Source organism: Streptomyces sp. NPDC001153 (genome assembly GCF_053598315.1).
Map to the genome: position 1 here is coordinate 282,881 of NZ_JBSFJZ010000001.1, position 14,304 is coordinate 297,184.

Here is a 14,304-nt window from a genome sequence, read left to right on the forward strand (position 1 = left end):
GAGAACCCTCTGCGGCCCCCGGCCCCGGCGATCGTCGTCGGTGACCGAGCTTGGGGAACGGCCCCGTCGGGTTGCTGAAGTCCGCTGCACCATGGCGAACGCTCCGCTGGTACAAGAGGCACAGGGAAGCTCCTCGTCGTATGTGGTCACCTTCAGCCAGGCTGGAAGAAGGCGAGCATCTTCTGGGCGGCGTCCGGCGACATCAGCAATTCCTGCACGTCCGCGGACATCCGGGCGGCAGCACTGGTGCGTTCGAACATCTCGCGTTCGTATTCTTTGACGGCGGCGGGAAAGTCGTCCGGGCGGGCGGCCAGCGCGAGGCCGAGCAGGGCGCCGTCGAGCAGCGCCATGTTGGCACCCTCCCCCACCGGTGGCATCAGGTGCGCGGCATCGCCAAGCAGCGTGACGCCTGGCGTCGACGGCCAGGTCAGGCCGACCGGGAGAGTGGTGATCGACCGTGGCACGACCGTGTCGTCACAGGCCGCGATCAGTGCGGTGAACCGTGGGTCCCAGCCGCTGAACTCCTCGATCAGCCGTGCCCGGGCAGCGGCTGGGTCGTCGAACGGGATCCCGCTGGTGGCGAACCAGTCCTCGGCGGTGTGGTAGAAGCTGAGGCCGATGCGTACGCGGCCGTCGCCGTTGCGCTGCGCCGCCAGGGATCGTCCGTTGCCGAGCACCCAGTAGTTGCCGCGCCCGACCATCGCCGCGAGGTCGGGATGGGTACGGTCGATGTCGGAAATGCAGAGCTCGACAACGTTTTGGCCGATGTGCTCCGGTCGAGCGTCGGTGAGCAGTGCGCGGACCCGGGAGTTCGCGCCGTCAGCGCCGACCAGCAGGTCATACGTTGCACTGCTGCCGTCAGCGAAGTGCAGCGCATCATTGTCGGCGGATTCGAACGCGTGCCCCCAGCGCACCGTGTCCTCGGGGAGAGAGTCCAGCAGCAGGTTGCGCAGATCGGCACGGTCCACCTCGGGTCGCTCCAGCGGGGCGTCGTGGGGCGTGTCCTCCTGGAGCAGCAGGGTGCCATCCGGCTCGAGAAGACGCATGTCCTGGCCTTCACCACGGGCAATTGCGTAGAACTGGTCGATCAGACCGGCCTCGCGCAGGGCTCGCTGACCGGAGTGGATGTCGAGCATGCCGCCCTGACCGCGCGCACCGCGTGACGAATCACGTTCATACACGACGGCGTCGATGCCGTTCACGTGCAGCACCCGGGCAAGGGCCAAGCCGCCCAAGCCGGCTCCGACAATGGCGATGGTCATGGTTGCCCGCCTCCCCTTCGATACACCGTACTGGGTCGATACACTGTATCGCCCGATGCGGTGTATCGTTAGAGGCATGTTGGTGTGGGAGAGGCCGGAGCCACCGAATCGACCCGTGCCGGCCCCGTTGAGCCGGGAGCGGATCGTGCGGGCGGCGATCCAACTGGCCGACGCGGACGGCCTTGACGCGGTGTCGCTGCGCAAGGTCGCCACCGCGCTGGACGTCCGTCCGATGCGGCTGTACGGCTACATCGACAGTAAGGAGGAGTTGCTCGACCTGATGGTCGACGCCGCCCACGCCGAGATCCGGCCGGTCGGAGACGGCTGGCGGGAGGTACTCCGGTCTCTTGCCGAAGCCACTCGGCACGCCGCTCACGAGCACGAATGGCTCGCCGATCTACTGGGTGGCCGACCCCAGCTCGGACCGCACGCGCTGGCCAGTGGGGAGACCGTGGTGGCCGCGATGGGCGCCGTCGACGTGGACGCCGTCATGCCGGTGGTCGCCGCAGTCAACGCGTACGTGATCGGCGCGGTGCGTCGGGAGATCGCCGAGCGGCGTGCCGAGCGGGCCACCGGGATGGACGAGAAGCGCTGGCAGGCCTCACTCGGGCCCTATCTGCAGCGAACCTTCGCCACTGGCCGATTCCCCGCGCTGGCCACGGTGGTGCGCGATGCCGCCCACCTGGACGCCGACCACACCTTCCGGATCGGTCTCGACTTCCTGCTCGACGGCATCGAAGCCGGCATCTCAAGGTCCTCGCCAAAGGGCGCCGGAAACTGACGGAGCGCCATGGATCTGACACGAGCGCTTCTCTGAGCTGGTCCGCTTCCACCGACAACGTGGGCGTGGCCGGTAACACCTCCTCGCAGTCGGCTGCCGTGACCGCCACCACCACCAGCGGGACACTGGTGTCCCAGGGCCACAACGCCGGGGCCGCCCACCGAGGACGCCTTCTGCGCCGCCTCCAACGCCGTGGACGGCAGCACGTCCACCCGCTGGAGCAGCTGCTTCTGTGACCCGTCAGCCCACCACCCTGCGCATACCGCATACCCACCGGCCTGCTGCAGGCATCACCACCCGTCACCACCCCCGATGGGGCGAGCAGATGTCACGGGCCCCTGGGTCCCTGGGCCCACGCTTACAACGCACTGGACTGCTCGGCCGTCAAGCCTCGGGCACCTACCGCCACACGGCTCTGTCCGCGCTGGGAGAGCAGGGGCAGACCCGGCACGGGGGGAACCGGGCCTGCCCCAGCACGTCGGCGCCTGCAGACCCTCCCCCCGGAGGATGGGCGCCATGACCCCGCCCGGGGTCACTTCCAACAGCGCACCGCACGTCAGGAGTGTCACGGGAGAACGGGGATGGTTGCGAGACCGGCAACTTTATGAAGGAACACCCCTGCCTCCTTCGCAATCCGGTCACGCAATACGCAAACGCCGGCGACCGAGGACTGCGGCATTTCCCGAATCACACCCCGCCATATAGTCCGGATAAGTGCCCTGACACAGGAACATGTAGGTAAGTGCACGCACAGGCAGCCCTATTCGAGACATCACAGGCGGCGGTGTAACGCCGCAGTGCCTGCGGAACGCAGAACCAGGGAGAAGCGAGGTGCCGGCCCGGCTGATTTTCGGCGCCCCGGCACGAGCACAACAGACATGGCACTACGTCAGATCGGATTTCCCTGTGAGCAACATCGACCCGGCTCCCGGATACCGGGAATACAACGAGCGCTCGGGCCCCTACCGCGCCGTGCGCCGTCAGGGCACCACGCGGCGTACGGCCATCACCATCTGCACAATCGCCGACACCGCGGCGGGACTGCTGGGCCTGTGGATCGTGCTGTTCCTGCTCGACGCGAACCGCGCGAATGTGTTCGTCGGATTCGTGCGGAGTACGGCGGACTGGCTGTCCTGGTGGTCACAGGACATTTTCACGATGAACACGGAAAGCCTACGCGTTGCCCTTGATTATGGTCTCCCGGCCGTCATGTATTTGCTGATCGGCCATGGGATCGCTGCCCGGCTCAACCGGGCCTGACAGTGGACCGGCCTCATTGTTGATCACCATGGAAAAGGTCCGACCATGACACACAGCGCAAGCGGGAACGATCACCCGCCGATCTATGAGGAACTGATACGCGAGCGCGGTGACGTCGTTGCCGAAGCCCAACTGGCCGCGGAACACACACAGCACCAGGCAGCGGAGTTGCTGACCGGAGGGGACGCGGGTCGGCGAGATCGTCTCCGGGACGGCAGCATCGCGGCCGCCGCGCCTGGTCGGCCGGAGTGGCGCGGGTCGCCGCCGTAGGCGCACTCGACGCGGGTATGTCCCTGCGTCCCGCCCTCACCCCCTCACCCCCTCACCCAGGGACCAGGCATGCCCCCGAGCGAGGCGGCCCGCTTCACGCCGCCACGCGGCTCGGCGCGCCCGTCGGCCAAGGGCGGCTCACCCCATACCGGACCGTACGCCCTGATCGTGTGCACATGCCCGGCGGCCACCATCTCCACGCCTCGTCCCAACTCGCCCGAACCCGGCCCCCGTTGCCGCGCACCTGCTGGTAGCCCCGGGCGCGCACGAGGTCGGAGACGATGTCCCACCGGGCGGTCACCGGGTCTCCCATCCGGGCCTTGGCCTCCCGGTACATCTGCAGCAGTGCTGCCCGCCTTGGCACGCGTGGCCTCGACCGCTTCCCACTCCTCGGTGCCGAGGTTGGCCCGTGCGGCCGGGAAGACGCCGTCCTGTTCCTTGAGAATGTGGTCGCGCAGCATGTCCATCGCCTCGGTCAACCGGTCCGGCCAGGTCGGGTCCGAGGGTGTCGCGCCGCCGGCGGCCTCGGATAGCACCGCATCGATGCGACGGTGCTCGGCCTCCAGAGCGGCTATCTGGTCGGGGAAGTCGGCGGCCAGCGCGGGGAACAGGCCGTGTTCCTCGACCTGGGTGTGCGGTTCGAGCACCCGCGCGATCTCCCGGGCGACCTCTGCCATCCGGGCCACCCCGCCCTCCTGCTGGGCAGTCCGGAGGTGGCTGATGAGGCGGACGACCTCGTCGTGCTCCCGGGTCAGTTCATCGATGGCCGCCAGCGACTGGCAGCCGCAGTACTCGCACACCGGACTTCTCCTTCTTCCCAAACCAGTCTGCATTTCTCAATCCGCCGGTAACCCGCTGTGATGCCGGCGGCTGGTGCGCTGCTTGCGCTCGCCCCCTTCGGCTGCGGCGCGGACACCGGTGAGGGTGTAGGCCAGTGCGGCGGTGGCCACGACCGCGAGCAGGGCGAGACCGGCCGCGTACGACCCGTACTCGCCGTACAGCGAGCCCCTCACCAGCGGCGGCAGGAAGCCTCCCAGACCACCCGCGGCGCCGACCACGCCGGTGACCGAGCCAATCTTGCCGGCCGGGGTCCGCAGGACCACCAGGGCGAAGGTCGCGCCGCTGCCCGCGCCGAGCGCGGCGGCCATGGCCAGGAAGGCGATGGTTCCCACCGGCGCGAGGGCCGGGGTGAAGGACTGCACGACCGCCCCCGCCACGACCACGGACAGCGCCGCGGCCAGCACCCGGACCGGGCCCAGCCGGTCGGGCAGCCAGCCGCCGACCGGGCGCCTGGCCACCGCGAGGAGCACGAACCCTGCCATGCGGTCCGCGGCGTCCGCCTGGGGCAGGCCGTAACCGGTCTTGAGGTAGGTGGGCTGGTAGGCCGAGAAGGCGACGTAGCCGCCGAACGCGACCGCGTACAGCGCGGATGCCTGCCAGGTGATGCCCAGCCGGACGCGTCACGCAGCAGCAACGCGGCCGTCACGGCGTACACGGCCAGGATCACGGCGGTGATCAGGAACGGGGTGGACACGCTGTGCGCGTTGACCAGCCTGACGGTGGTCAGGGCGCTGATGGCGGTGCCACCCATGCCGGCGCCGAAGGTACCGATGGCCAGACCGCGCCGCTCGGGCGGGAACCAGGCGGTGACGCAGGGGACACCAACGGCGAACGCGGTGCCGCCGATGCCGAGGAAGAATCCGCCGACCAGCAGGGCGGCGAGGGAAGAGTGACCGACCAGGCCGAGGTGGAGCACGGGCACGATGGTGGTTGCCGACACGATGGGGAACGCCGAGCGGGCTGAGCAGCGCCCAGGCCCAGAAGTTGACGGCGAAGCCGACCGTGGCCAGTGCCAGCATCAGCCTGGCGCGGCCCGGCACCGGCTCGTGCGCCGACGGCGTTGCGTCGCTTCTCCCAGACCGTTGGAGCACCATCGTGTACCTCCTGATCACGGTGACCCGGCCGTCCGCGCCCTGACGGCTCGGCGGCCCGGGTCCAGATTTCGCGATCCGGGGCTGTCATGCCCGGGGCCGACGGGGTGCCTCCCGCCGGTCCGACCGGTCCTCGCGCGGGGACCATAGGGGCCACCCCAAGAGGCAAGCTGTCAGGGCCGATGGTCCCCGCCCGTGCGCCGCCGCACTCGGACCACAGGAGCGATCCGCAGCATCGGAGCCGGAGAGGCAGCCTTGAGACGCTGTGTCAGCTCCCGTATTCGGAGTTCAGCCGGCGGACGGGGCGGCCGAGGCGAACCGGGACACCCGGTGAGTACAGGACGCTGACCGGGGCGGTGACCGGCGCGGGCAGGCCGGCCGCGGTGAGCAGGTTCTCCTCGCAGGTGATCAGCTCGGCGCGGTGCAGGGGCCAGCGCGGGTGGTGGTTGGGCAGGTACGCCGCACCACCGGCGAAGGCGTTGTGCATGCCCCAACGGGCCGTGAGAAAGTGCTCCAACTCGGTGGGTTCCTCGATGCGTTCGCCCGGGCGTACGGTGACGCGGCTGTACGCGCCGCGCACACTCGGCCAGCGTCGCGAGCTGGTGTAGGTGACGGTGTCACCGGTGGTGCGCAAGGACATACGGGACCACAGGTAGGGAAGGCGGAAGCCGATGCGTCCCATCACCACCGGGATCAGACGCGAGGCGTCCATCGAGCGGAAGACAACACCGCGGCGTCCGTGCGCGTCCACCGAGTACAGGCGGACGTTGGTCTCCGGGAACGAGCCGAGGTAGGGCAGCCCGGGCAGCCGGAACCAGCCGACCTTGTGCATGCGGAAAGCGACGAGCCCGACGTAGGTGACCCCACCGTGCATGTCGGGAACGGTCCCGGGTGGCATCAGCTTTGCCACCATGGCCGGTTCGACGGCCCAGTGGATGAACGTCAGATCCAGCCACTGCTGGGTGAGCAGCGGGAAGCGTATGTCGACAGGAGCGTCCGGGGAGCGGGGAGCGTCGGGGACAGGCTTCTGCATGACTCGAGGATGACAGATGACAGATGACGGGCGACTGGCCAGGACGAGTAGGCCGATCTGAACGGAGCTCAACCACCGCCGGAGCCGACAACCACGTGAGGGAGTCTGGACCGATGTCCCACAACGACGGCTTCCCTGCACTCGATCGGCTGGAGTGCCTGCGCCTGCTGGCCAAGGTGCCGGTCGGCCGCATCGTGTACACCCCGCGGTGACCGATCCCGCCGAACACGATGAAGAGCACTCCGTGTGAGGTCGGCCGGCCCCCTCAGTCCGCGCGATGCCGGGCGGTCCGCGCGGAGGCGCGCGGTGTACGCCCGCCGTCCGGTCCGTACCCGAACCGGATCAGCAACTGGGCGCAACAACGCCGTTGCGGCAGGCAGGCCGCCGCCCGCAGATCCGGCCATTCCATCGCCTGGTGCAGCATCGAGGTGCGCACTCCGTGCGCGGTCGCGGTCAGCAGCACGTGCTCCAGGGCCTGGCCCGCCCGCAGCCAGTCCTCTCGCCGGTCGCGGGCCGTCCACAGCAAGGCCAGCTGGGCGTGGCGCTCGAAGTGCTGGTCCGGCAGCCGCGGTACGGGCAGTCGGCCGGTGAAGTCACGCATCGGGATCCGTCCGTCCGAGTCCCGCGGTCCGAGAGCGCTGAGCGGGATGCCGTAGGGCACATGCGCACCAGGGACCGTGATCCAGGCACGGGATTCGGCGGTGCGTGCCGGGCTGGCCTGGTTGCGCGCTTCGGCCGTCGCTGTCAGACCGAGTAGCAGCCGTGTCTCGGCGAAGCCGGGCACATACAGTCGCGCACCCTGGGACCGTGCTGCCTCGGCCATCTCCGCCACGACCGCCTCGGGCACCGGGCGGCCGGTGAACGGCATCCGGCTGGTGTGGCGCCGCTCGACGGCCGGGTACAGCCACCGGTAGCCGGGCAACTCTCCGGCGGGCGTGGTCAGCTGTACGGTGGCCAGCGGGTCGGGCTCGCCGGGCTCGGGCAGCAGCCGCACCACGGGGTCCCAGCCCAGGTGCGCAATGGCGACCCGCAGGTTGAAGACCGCGGCTCCTACGGAGAGGTGCTGGGCGCGCCGATCGGGATCGGCCAGCGGCAGTGCGCGCCTGCTGTCGGCGCGGACCTCGATGTACCGGGTGGCGGCCTGCAGCCCGAAGCACCACGGTCGCGTGTTGTGGATCGACGGTGCCGCCACGGCCGCGGTCATCAGCGTCTCCAGCACGCTGGCGTCGATCTCCCGGGTCTGCATGCGCGGCTCCTCAACTCCTGTGAGGAGCCGCAGGGATGTGCGGGGCTCCCCGTAGGTCCTCTACCTTCGGTCGTCACAGGACGCCTGACGAGGGCCGTCCGTCCCCCACTGCGGACCGGACGACCCGGGCCCGAGGCCGTGTCCCGCATTCCGGCTGCCCGTCGCGGGCGGCGAGTGGCGGCGTACGTCGGTTCCCTGATCGGCACCGGTGATGGCTCCTGCTCAGCCTCGCGGGCGATGCCGCCCACGGCGTCGCCCGACCCGCCGCGCCGCTCACGACCTTCCTGGTCGGATACGCGGCGGGCCGGGCCGGCGGTGGTCCCGACGCGGTGACCGCCGCCGCCCGCCGTGCGGCAGAACTCGCGGCGAGGTGGGCCGCCGAGGACGACCACCGTCCGAGCGCCGCCGGAACACCCGGCGGTACCCGCTAGCCCTGCCCACAGGGCCCTTCGGTCGGGACCTTCGGCCCCCGCGCGCGGACGGCACTCCGAGTTAGGTTCACCTAAGCACAGGTCGGTTGCGTGGGAGAGCGAGGCACGAACATGGCATCGACGGACCCTCGGGCCCTCCACGAGAGCACCCTCGTACCCGGCCACTGGCTGCTGGCCCGCCTGGGCAAGCGGGTGCTCCGCCCCGGCGGCCTGGAACTGACCCGCTGGATGCTGGACGCCCTGGACATCGGCAGCGGCGACCGGGTGGTGGAGCTCGCCGCGGGGCTCGGTGCCACGGCCCGGCTGGCCCTCGAACGCGTCCCGGCCGCCTGCACCGCCGTGGACCGCGACCCCGCAGCGGTGGCGCGGCTGGGCACCCTCACCGCCGCCGGGCCCACCGAGGTGGCCGCAGTGCGGGCTGACGCCGCCGACACCGGTCTGCCGTCCGGCAGCACCACCGTGGTGTACGGGGAGGCCATGCTGACCATGCAGCCCGAGCCCGCCAAGCGCCGCATCATGCGAGAGGCACACCGGCTGCTCGCCGACACCGGCGGCCGGTACGGCATCCACGAGATGTGCCTGCTGCCCGAGGACCTCGACGCCGAACACGCCGAGGAGATCACAAGGGATCTGGGCGAGGCCGTCCACGTCGGCGCCCGCCCCCTGACCCTGCGCGGCTGGGTCGCCCTGCTCGCCGCCGAGGGCTTCACCGTCACCGCCCGCCTGAGGACGCCGATGGCGCTGCTGGAACCGCGCCGCCTCATCGTCGACGAAGGGTTCGCGCAGGCCGTGGGCATCGCCGGCCGGACCCTGCGCGACCCGGTGGTCCGGCACCGGGTGCTGGAGATGCGCCGCGTCGGCCGCCGCCACCAGGCCCATCTGGGCGCGATCAGCCTCATCGCCACCCGCACCCCGTCGATGTCCTGAGGAGATGGGACCCGCATGTCCGCCACCGTGATCACCGACCTGTCCCGCTGCCGCGGCCCTGCCGGTCGTCATCCCGGTCGTCCAGGACCGCCTCGACCTCGTTGTCCGGCCGAACGGCTCAGCAAGAACCGGTGACGAAGACGCGGGATGCTGGCGGTGAGGCTGACGCCGTCCTCAGACGTGGAGAGGGTTTGCCATGCGAACGAACATCGTCCGGCACGAGAGCATGATGGCCAGCTACGACGTGGTGAACAGCTGGACCGTTGTCGAGGTCGACGGCGACATGGACGCCCACACCTCCCCCATGATCCGTGAAGCGGTGATCAAACTCCTCGATGACGGACACCGCCACTTCGTCCTCGACCTGGGCTTCGTCCCCTTCATGGATTCGATGGGGCTGGGTGTGATCGTGGCGGTCACCAAACGCATCCGTGAACACGAAGGCTCGCTGCGCATCGCGGCCGTCCCGAGCCGGATACTCCGGATCTTCGACCTCAGCGGAATGCGCGAGAGCTACGAGATCTTCCACTCGTCGGAGGAGGCGACGCGATCCGCTCCCTCGCTCGGCAGCCTCGCGCACTGGCCGCACCCGTCGACCAGTTGAGGAACGCCTCTCCGAGTCGGCGAGCGTGGTCGGAGGGGGCGGCCGTCTCAGTGGGCTGGACCGTCCGGGGTGCGCAGGGCGAGGGCGGCGACGTCGTCGTCGAACACCTGCCGGCTCCGGGTGATCAGGGCGTCGCACAGCTCCTCCAGCGGGGCCCTGGCCAGGTGGGCGGCGTGCTCGGCCAGGTCCTCCAGCCCCGTGTCGATGTCCTGATCGCGGCGCTCGACCAGCCCGTCGGTGAACAGCAGCAGGGTCGCGCCCGGCGGGAGCGGGTGCGTGTGGTTGAACCGTGGGACGGACGCATCGATGCCCACCGGGATCCCGTGCCGGGCGGGCGCCAGGTAGCAGGTGCTGCCGTCCGGTCCGATCAGCAGCGGAGGCGGGTGCCCGGCATTGCTCCAGCCGAAGGTGTATCCCTCACGGGTCCGTTCGACGCGGCCGAACACCAGGGTGGCCGTCGGCGGCTCCTCGAACATGGTCAGGGCACGGTCCAGGCGCGACACGACCAGGCCGGGCGGCCCGCACCGGTCGAAGGCGAGCGCCCGCAGCATGTTGCGGATCTGGCTCATCAGCGGGGCGGCCTCGACGTCGTGGCCGGTCACGTCGCCCACCACCACACAGGTGGCGCCGTCGGGCAGGACCATGGCGTCGTACCAGTCCCCGCCCAGTCTGGGCAGCTCGGATGCGGGCTCGTAGCGGGCTGCGGCCTCGAGCGGCGACAGGTCAGGAAGGACGGGCAGCATACGGCGCTGGAAGTGCTCGGCGGCGCGTTTGAGGTGCTCGTACAGGCGGGCGTTCTCGATGCTGATGCCCGCGGCGCTGGCCAGTGCGGTCAGCAGGTGCTCGTCATCGTCGTCGAAGGGCGTGCCGTCCATCTTGTCGGCGAGGTAGAGGTCGCCGTAGACGGTCTCGCGGACCATCAGCGGAACGCCCAGGAGGGTCCGCATGACCGGATGCCCGGCCGGAAAACCCGCGGAACGAGGGTGTGCGGTCACGTCCGCCACCCGCAACGGCCGCCGGTCGTCCACCATGGTGTGCAGCAGGCCATGGCCCTGCGGCAGGCCCATGGCAGCGCACAGGTGCGGGTCGTCGACACCCACGGTGATCAGGTCGGTCACCTTGCCGCTCTCCGAGAGGACGCCCAGGGCCCCGTAGCGAGCGCCGACGAGATGGGTGGCCGCTTCCACGATGCGGTGCAGTACGGTGCGGGTGTCCATGTCGCCGCTCAGCGCCACGACCGCGCCGAGCAGCCGCCGCAGCCGTTGTGGGTCGAGAACGAGCGGCGACGCATGCGCGGTCACTCCGTCCCGGGCCGCCTGCCACGCCTCGCCGACCGGAAAGGCCCCGGACCGCGGGCTGCTGTTGGACGGATCGTGCACCATGGTGAGATTCCTCCCGGCGCCTGCCGACGCCGTCATCACCGCGCTTGCCTGTCACCCTACGCGCTCACCCGACCATGGGCAGGCCTCCGCGACACGGCGGGAGGCACGGCGGTCAGCGGGCCGGCCGGTACGGTGCTCCTTCGGTCTGCTCAACCGGCCTGACACGCCCAGCGCAGCCCCGAAGACGGCACCAGCGGACGCCGCCGGCGCCGCATCAGCGGCCCCTTGTGACACGGAAAGGACCTATCACCATGCAGAAGATCTCCCTCGACGCCCGCGTCCGCGAACACCAGGAACGGGCCGCCGCGTCCTCCGCCGGACGCAGCGCCGAAACCGTCTACGGCGGCCACTGACACGCCTTGCGCCAGACCCTCGTCGCACTGCGCTCCGGCACCGCTCTGACCGAGCACGAGAACCCCGGCGAGGCAACGGTGCTGGTGCTGCGTGGCCGAGTACGGCTGCGCAGTGGGGACGACGCGTGGGAGGGCATGGCCGGGGATCTGCTCCTCGTGCCACCCGCCCGGCACAGCCTGGAGGCCCTCGAGGACGCGGCCGTACTGCTGACCGTCGCCAAGATCCCCTGATCCGCCGGCCGCCCGTCGCGTTCCGCAGCCGGTGCGGGGGACGAAGCACGCTCACGGCGAGCAACACGACCACGACGGCGCTGAGCCCGACGACGGTCAGCGGAGGGCCGCCGTCGGGCCGCCGACGAGCCGCCGCCGCGATGACGACCGCCTCCAGGACGGCCCCTCTACGCGCCTCAGCACCCCCTCGTGGATCAGCACCGGGCCCGTCGGGTCGACCTCGACGTGGCCCAGCCGCACTCGCCACTCCGTCCCGGCGCCGGCGAAGACTCTCAGCCCTCCGCGTGGGCGAGCCACAGGTCAGGGCCGAAGACCTCGTAGCGGATGCTGCGCGCGGGGACGCCGGCCCGGAGCAGCTGGGTGCGGACGGCCCGCATGGAGGGGAGCGAGCCGCACAGGTACACGTCGGCGTCCGTGGGCAGGTCCAGCCCGTCGAGGTCCATCAGGCCGGTGTGGGCGCCGGGTTCCTCGGCGGCCTCTTCCTCGTACCAGAACTCCGCCCCCGCGACGGGCAGTTGCTCGACCAGGCGCCCGGTGTCGGCGCGCAGGGCGTGGTCGGCCTGGGTGCGGTCGGCGTGGAGGCCCCACACCGGCCGGGTCGAGCCCGTGGCGGCGAGGTGTTCGAGCATGCCGGCCATGGGGGTGCAGCCGATGCCGGCGGAGACCGGTACGAGCGGGGTGTCGGCGTCGTCGAGGACCACGTCTCCGAACGGGGCCGACAGGGTCAGCTCGTCGCCGGCCCGCACGGTGCGGTGCAGTTGGCTGGAGACCTCGCCCTCGGGGGCGTCGGCGACGCTCGCCACCCGCTTGACGGTGATGCGCCGCAGGCGGTCGCCGGGAGCGTCGGACAGGCTGTACTGGCGGGTCTGGTGGATGCCGTCGGGCATGAGCGCCCGGACACTGACGTACTGGCCGGCGCACGCCTTGGGCAGGGGGCCGTCATCGGCCGGGCGCAGCAGGAAGGAGGCCACGTCGGGGGTTTCCTCGCGGAGGCGGGCCTCCTGGGCTATGAGGGCACCTGCCATCAGCCAGTAGACCTCGTCCCAGGCCGCGGCGACGTCCGGGGTGACCGCCTCACCGAGTACGTCGGCGATGGCACGGAAGAGGTACTCGTGGACGATCGTGTACTGGTCCTCCGTGACGCCCAGCGCGGTGTGCTTGTGCGCGATCCGGCGAGGAGCGCGTCCGGCCGGGCGTCGGGGTCGGCCAGCAGGGCCTGGGCGAAGCCCGCGCTCGATCCGGCCAGCGCCCGGCGCTGTGCGCCGCTGGCCTGGTTGCCGCGGTTGAACAGGCCGTCCAGCAGCTCGGGTTGCTCGGTGAACATGGTGCCGTAGAAGCGGGTGGTGATCTCGTCCAGGGCGCCGCCGACGGCGGGCAGGGTGGCGCGTACGACAGCGGCCGACTCGGGCGAAAGCATGGGACTCCCCCTGAGATGTGGCTAGGTGGGGGGACGGCGTTCACCGCCACAGCCGGGATCCGTCGTACGGGTCCGACCGGCACATAGATCATCCGGTGCAGCCGTCACCCGGAACAGGGCCGAACCGCCCTGGAGGACTGGGCCCGTCGGTCCCGCCCCCCGGCGAGACATGATGCCCGTCACAGGCGGGGAAACCGGTGCCCCTTCGGCGGAAACCGCGCCGGGCGCGCCCCGATCACCGCCTCCGGGAGCATGAGCGTCCGGCCAGCTCCAGGCGGTCCCGGCAGCCAAGCGCCACGACCGCAGGAACGAGGTCGAAGAAGTAGTTCACCTGCCGTCCCCGGGGCTGCGGGCCTGCCGGTTGGCCGTGGTCACCCACGGCGGACAGACGCGGAATCCGCGCTTTCCGCCGGAGCCGCTGCGGGAGACGATGCCGCGCTCGCACAACACCTCGCGCGAGAACACCAACTGTCCGAAGCCGTCGTCGTCGCGGCTGCCGATGACGAAGAGGTCCACCCCGTCGCAGACGTCGAAGGGCCGGATCGGCCCCTCATGCCGCCAGTCGCGCAACCGCCGCCTCGCATCCGAGGTCCATCCCCGGACAAAGCCCGGGGCTGTTGGACAGATGCAGATCCCACGATGGCCGACTCATCGGACAGAGCCCTGGGGCTGCCCCTGCGGCACGGTCTGAAGGTGCTGGGCGGCCTCGGCGGAGGTGTAGGAGGAGGCGAAGGTGAACGCGCGGGGGGACGGCCCATTGGCCCGCAGGTCCGCGAGCCGTTCCAAGGCCTCGTCGACGCCCGGGAGGTGACCGGCGGGGACCCACCAGAGCACCAGGTGTGCCTCGACATGCCGTTCGAACCACTCGCGGCGCCGCCGCAACACCTCCAGGTGCCCGCTGCGGTAGGTGAAGTCCCACAGCGCCTCCTGGGTCTCCCACACCGTCAGGTTGACGATGACGTCCTCGCCCGCCGGGCGCAGGGCGGTGGCGTCGGCGGCGCCTTCCTCCACGAGCCGCCACACGAAGCCGGGCGCGCCGTCGGCGGCGGTGTTGACCGGGTCGAGCATCTCGACGAACGGCGCCATGCGTGGGTCGTCGAGCGGGTGGAGGAGCGTGGCGACGTTGAGCTGGGCGAGGTGGGCGGCATGCACGGATGCAGTCATGGCCACATCCCA

11 protein-coding genes and 6 pseudogenes are annotated in these 14,304 nt (G+C 70.8%); 8 read left to right on the top strand and 9 right to left on the bottom strand.

Annotation, left to right across the window (positions count from 1 at the left end):
* Positions 1-152: 152 nt before the first annotated feature.
* On the bottom strand, positions 153-1,262 hold the full coding sequence (locus ACWDEN_RS01275; protein WP_351604167.1) for an FAD-dependent oxidoreductase: 1,110 nt from the start codon (positions 1,260-1,262) through the stop codon (positions 153-155).
* Between the two features lie 76 nt (positions 1,263-1,338).
* On the opposite strand from ACWDEN_RS01275, the gene ACWDEN_RS01280 reads away from it, so the two are divergent.
* The 3 genes from ACWDEN_RS01280 (at position 1,339) to ACWDEN_RS01290 (ending at position 3,303) form a co-directional block, all read left to right on the top strand.
* Positions 1,339-2,043 carry a TetR/AcrR family transcriptional regulator gene (locus ACWDEN_RS01280; protein ID WP_351604168.1) on the top strand — a complete coding sequence of 235 codons (705 nt, stop codon included), beginning with the start codon at positions 1,339-1,341 and terminating at the stop codon, positions 2,041-2,043.
* A 65-nt stretch (positions 2,044-2,108) separates the two neighbouring features.
* Entirely contained in the window at positions 2,109-2,279 is a 171-nt protein-coding gene (locus ACWDEN_RS01285; RefSeq protein ID WP_351604169.1) for a hypothetical protein, read from the top strand.
* Between the two features lie 670 nt (positions 2,280-2,949).
* Positions 2,950-3,303 (top strand): hypothetical protein, encoded by a 354-nt coding sequence (locus ACWDEN_RS01290; RefSeq protein ID WP_351604171.1) that lies wholly within the window; start codon positions 2,950-2,952, stop codon positions 3,301-3,303.
* Between the two features lie 314 nt (positions 3,304-3,617).
* On the opposite strand, the gene ACWDEN_RS01295 is transcribed toward ACWDEN_RS01290, so the two are convergent.
* The 3 genes and pseudogenes from ACWDEN_RS01295 to ACWDEN_RS01305 all read right to left on the bottom strand — a co-directional run bounded on the left by ACWDEN_RS01295 (position 3,618) and on the right by ACWDEN_RS01305 (position 6,537).
* A complete protein-coding gene (locus tag ACWDEN_RS01295; protein ID WP_450856594.1) occupies positions 3,618-4,373 on the bottom strand; it encodes a hemerythrin domain-containing protein in 756 nt (251 codons plus the stop codon).
* A 36-nt stretch (positions 4,374-4,409) separates the two neighbouring features.
* Positions 4,410-5,507 (bottom strand): annotated as a pseudogene (locus ACWDEN_RS01300) (MFS transporter).
* A 265-nt stretch (positions 5,508-5,772) separates the two neighbouring features.
* Positions 5,773-6,537 carry a YqjF family protein gene (locus ACWDEN_RS01305; protein WP_450856596.1) on the bottom strand — a complete coding sequence of 255 codons (765 nt, stop codon included), beginning with the start codon at positions 6,535-6,537 and terminating at the stop codon, positions 5,773-5,775.
* A gap of 113 nt (positions 6,538-6,650) precedes the next feature.
* Between ACWDEN_RS01305 and ACWDEN_RS01310 the strand changes: the two are divergent.
* Positions 6,651-6,740 (top strand): annotated as a pseudogene (locus ACWDEN_RS01310) (pyridoxamine 5'-phosphate oxidase family protein); the annotation flags it as partial.
* 62 nt (positions 6,741-6,802) lie between these two features.
* On the opposite strand, the gene ACWDEN_RS01315 reads toward ACWDEN_RS01310, so the two are convergent.
* Positions 6,803-7,783 (bottom strand): Acg family FMN-binding oxidoreductase, encoded by a 981-nt coding sequence (locus ACWDEN_RS01315; protein ID WP_450856598.1) that lies wholly within the window; start codon positions 7,781-7,783, stop codon positions 6,803-6,805.
* Positions 7,784-7,998: 215 nt separating this feature from the next.
* On the opposite strand from ACWDEN_RS01315, the pseudogene ACWDEN_RS01320 reads away from it, so the two are divergent.
* The 3 genes and pseudogenes from ACWDEN_RS01320 to ACWDEN_RS01330 form a co-directional block, all read left to right on the top strand.
* Positions 7,999-8,214: pseudogene (locus ACWDEN_RS01320) on the top strand (DUF6457 domain-containing protein); the annotation flags it as partial.
* A 111-nt stretch (positions 8,215-8,325) separates the two neighbouring features.
* A complete protein-coding gene (locus ACWDEN_RS01325) occupies positions 8,326-9,141 on the top strand; it encodes an SAM-dependent methyltransferase (protein ID WP_450856600.1) in 816 nt (271 codons plus the stop codon).
* Positions 9,142-9,337: 196 nt separating this feature from the next.
* Complete coding sequence (locus tag ACWDEN_RS01330; RefSeq protein WP_351622223.1) at positions 9,338-9,745, top strand: STAS domain-containing protein; 408 nt, start codon at positions 9,338-9,340, stop codon at positions 9,743-9,745.
* Between the two features lie 47 nt (positions 9,746-9,792).
* Here ACWDEN_RS01330 and ACWDEN_RS01335 read toward each other — a convergent pair whose 3' ends face one another.
* On the bottom strand, positions 9,793-11,127 hold the full coding sequence (locus tag ACWDEN_RS01335; RefSeq protein ID WP_450856602.1) for a PP2C family protein-serine/threonine phosphatase: 1,335 nt from the start codon (positions 11,125-11,127) through the stop codon (positions 9,793-9,795).
* A 251-nt stretch (positions 11,128-11,378) separates the two neighbouring features.
* Here ACWDEN_RS01335 and ACWDEN_RS01340 point away from each other — a divergent pair.
* Positions 11,379-11,711, top strand: a pseudogene (locus ACWDEN_RS01340) (cupin domain-containing protein).
* Positions 11,712-11,983: 272 nt separating this feature from the next.
* Here the strand turns inward: ACWDEN_RS01340 and ACWDEN_RS01345 are convergent.
* From ACWDEN_RS01345 to ACWDEN_RS01355, 3 genes and pseudogenes are all read right to left on the bottom strand, one after another.
* Positions 11,984-13,128 (bottom strand): annotated as a pseudogene (locus tag ACWDEN_RS01345) (globin domain-containing protein).
* A gap of 235 nt (positions 13,129-13,363) precedes the next feature.
* A pseudogene (locus ACWDEN_RS01350) lies at positions 13,364-13,680 on the bottom strand (MepB family protein); the annotation flags it as partial.
* A 96-nt stretch (positions 13,681-13,776) separates the two neighbouring features.
* Positions 13,777-14,292 (bottom strand): DUF3291 domain-containing protein, encoded by a 516-nt coding sequence (locus ACWDEN_RS01355; protein WP_351622214.1) that lies wholly within the window; start codon positions 14,290-14,292, stop codon positions 13,777-13,779.
* Positions 14,293-14,304: the final 12 nt, after the last annotated feature.

Bases quoted from the DNA above. Each gene is read 5' to 3' on its own strand.
- ACWDEN_RS01355 (WP_351622214.1), bottom strand. From the start codon at position 14,292: ATGACTGCATCCGTGCATGCCGCCCACCTCGCCCAGCTCAACGTCGCC.
- ACWDEN_RS01315 (WP_450856598.1), bottom strand. From the start codon at position 7,783: ATGCAGACCCGGGAGATCGACGCCAGCGTGCTGGAGACGCTGATGACC.
- ACWDEN_RS01325 (WP_450856600.1), top strand. From the start codon at position 8,326: ATGGCATCGACGGACCCTCGGGCCCTCCACGAGAGCACCCTCGTACCC.
- ACWDEN_RS01280 (WP_351604168.1), top strand. From the start codon at position 1,339: ATGTTGGTGTGGGAGAGGCCGGAGCCACCGAATCGACCCGTGCCGGCC.
- ACWDEN_RS01275 (WP_351604167.1), bottom strand. From the start codon at position 1,262: ATGACCATCGCCATTGTCGGAGCCGGCTTGGGCGGCTTGGCCCTTGCC.
- ACWDEN_RS01305 (WP_450856596.1), bottom strand. From the start codon at position 6,537: ATGCAGAAGCCTGTCCCCGACGCTCCCCGCTCCCCGGACGCTCCTGTC.
- ACWDEN_RS01330 (WP_351622223.1), top strand. From the start codon at position 9,338: ATGCGAACGAACATCGTCCGGCACGAGAGCATGATGGCCAGCTACGAC.
- ACWDEN_RS01335 (WP_450856602.1), bottom strand. From the start codon at position 11,127: ATGGTGCACGATCCGTCCAACAGCAGCCCGCGGTCCGGGGCCTTTCCG.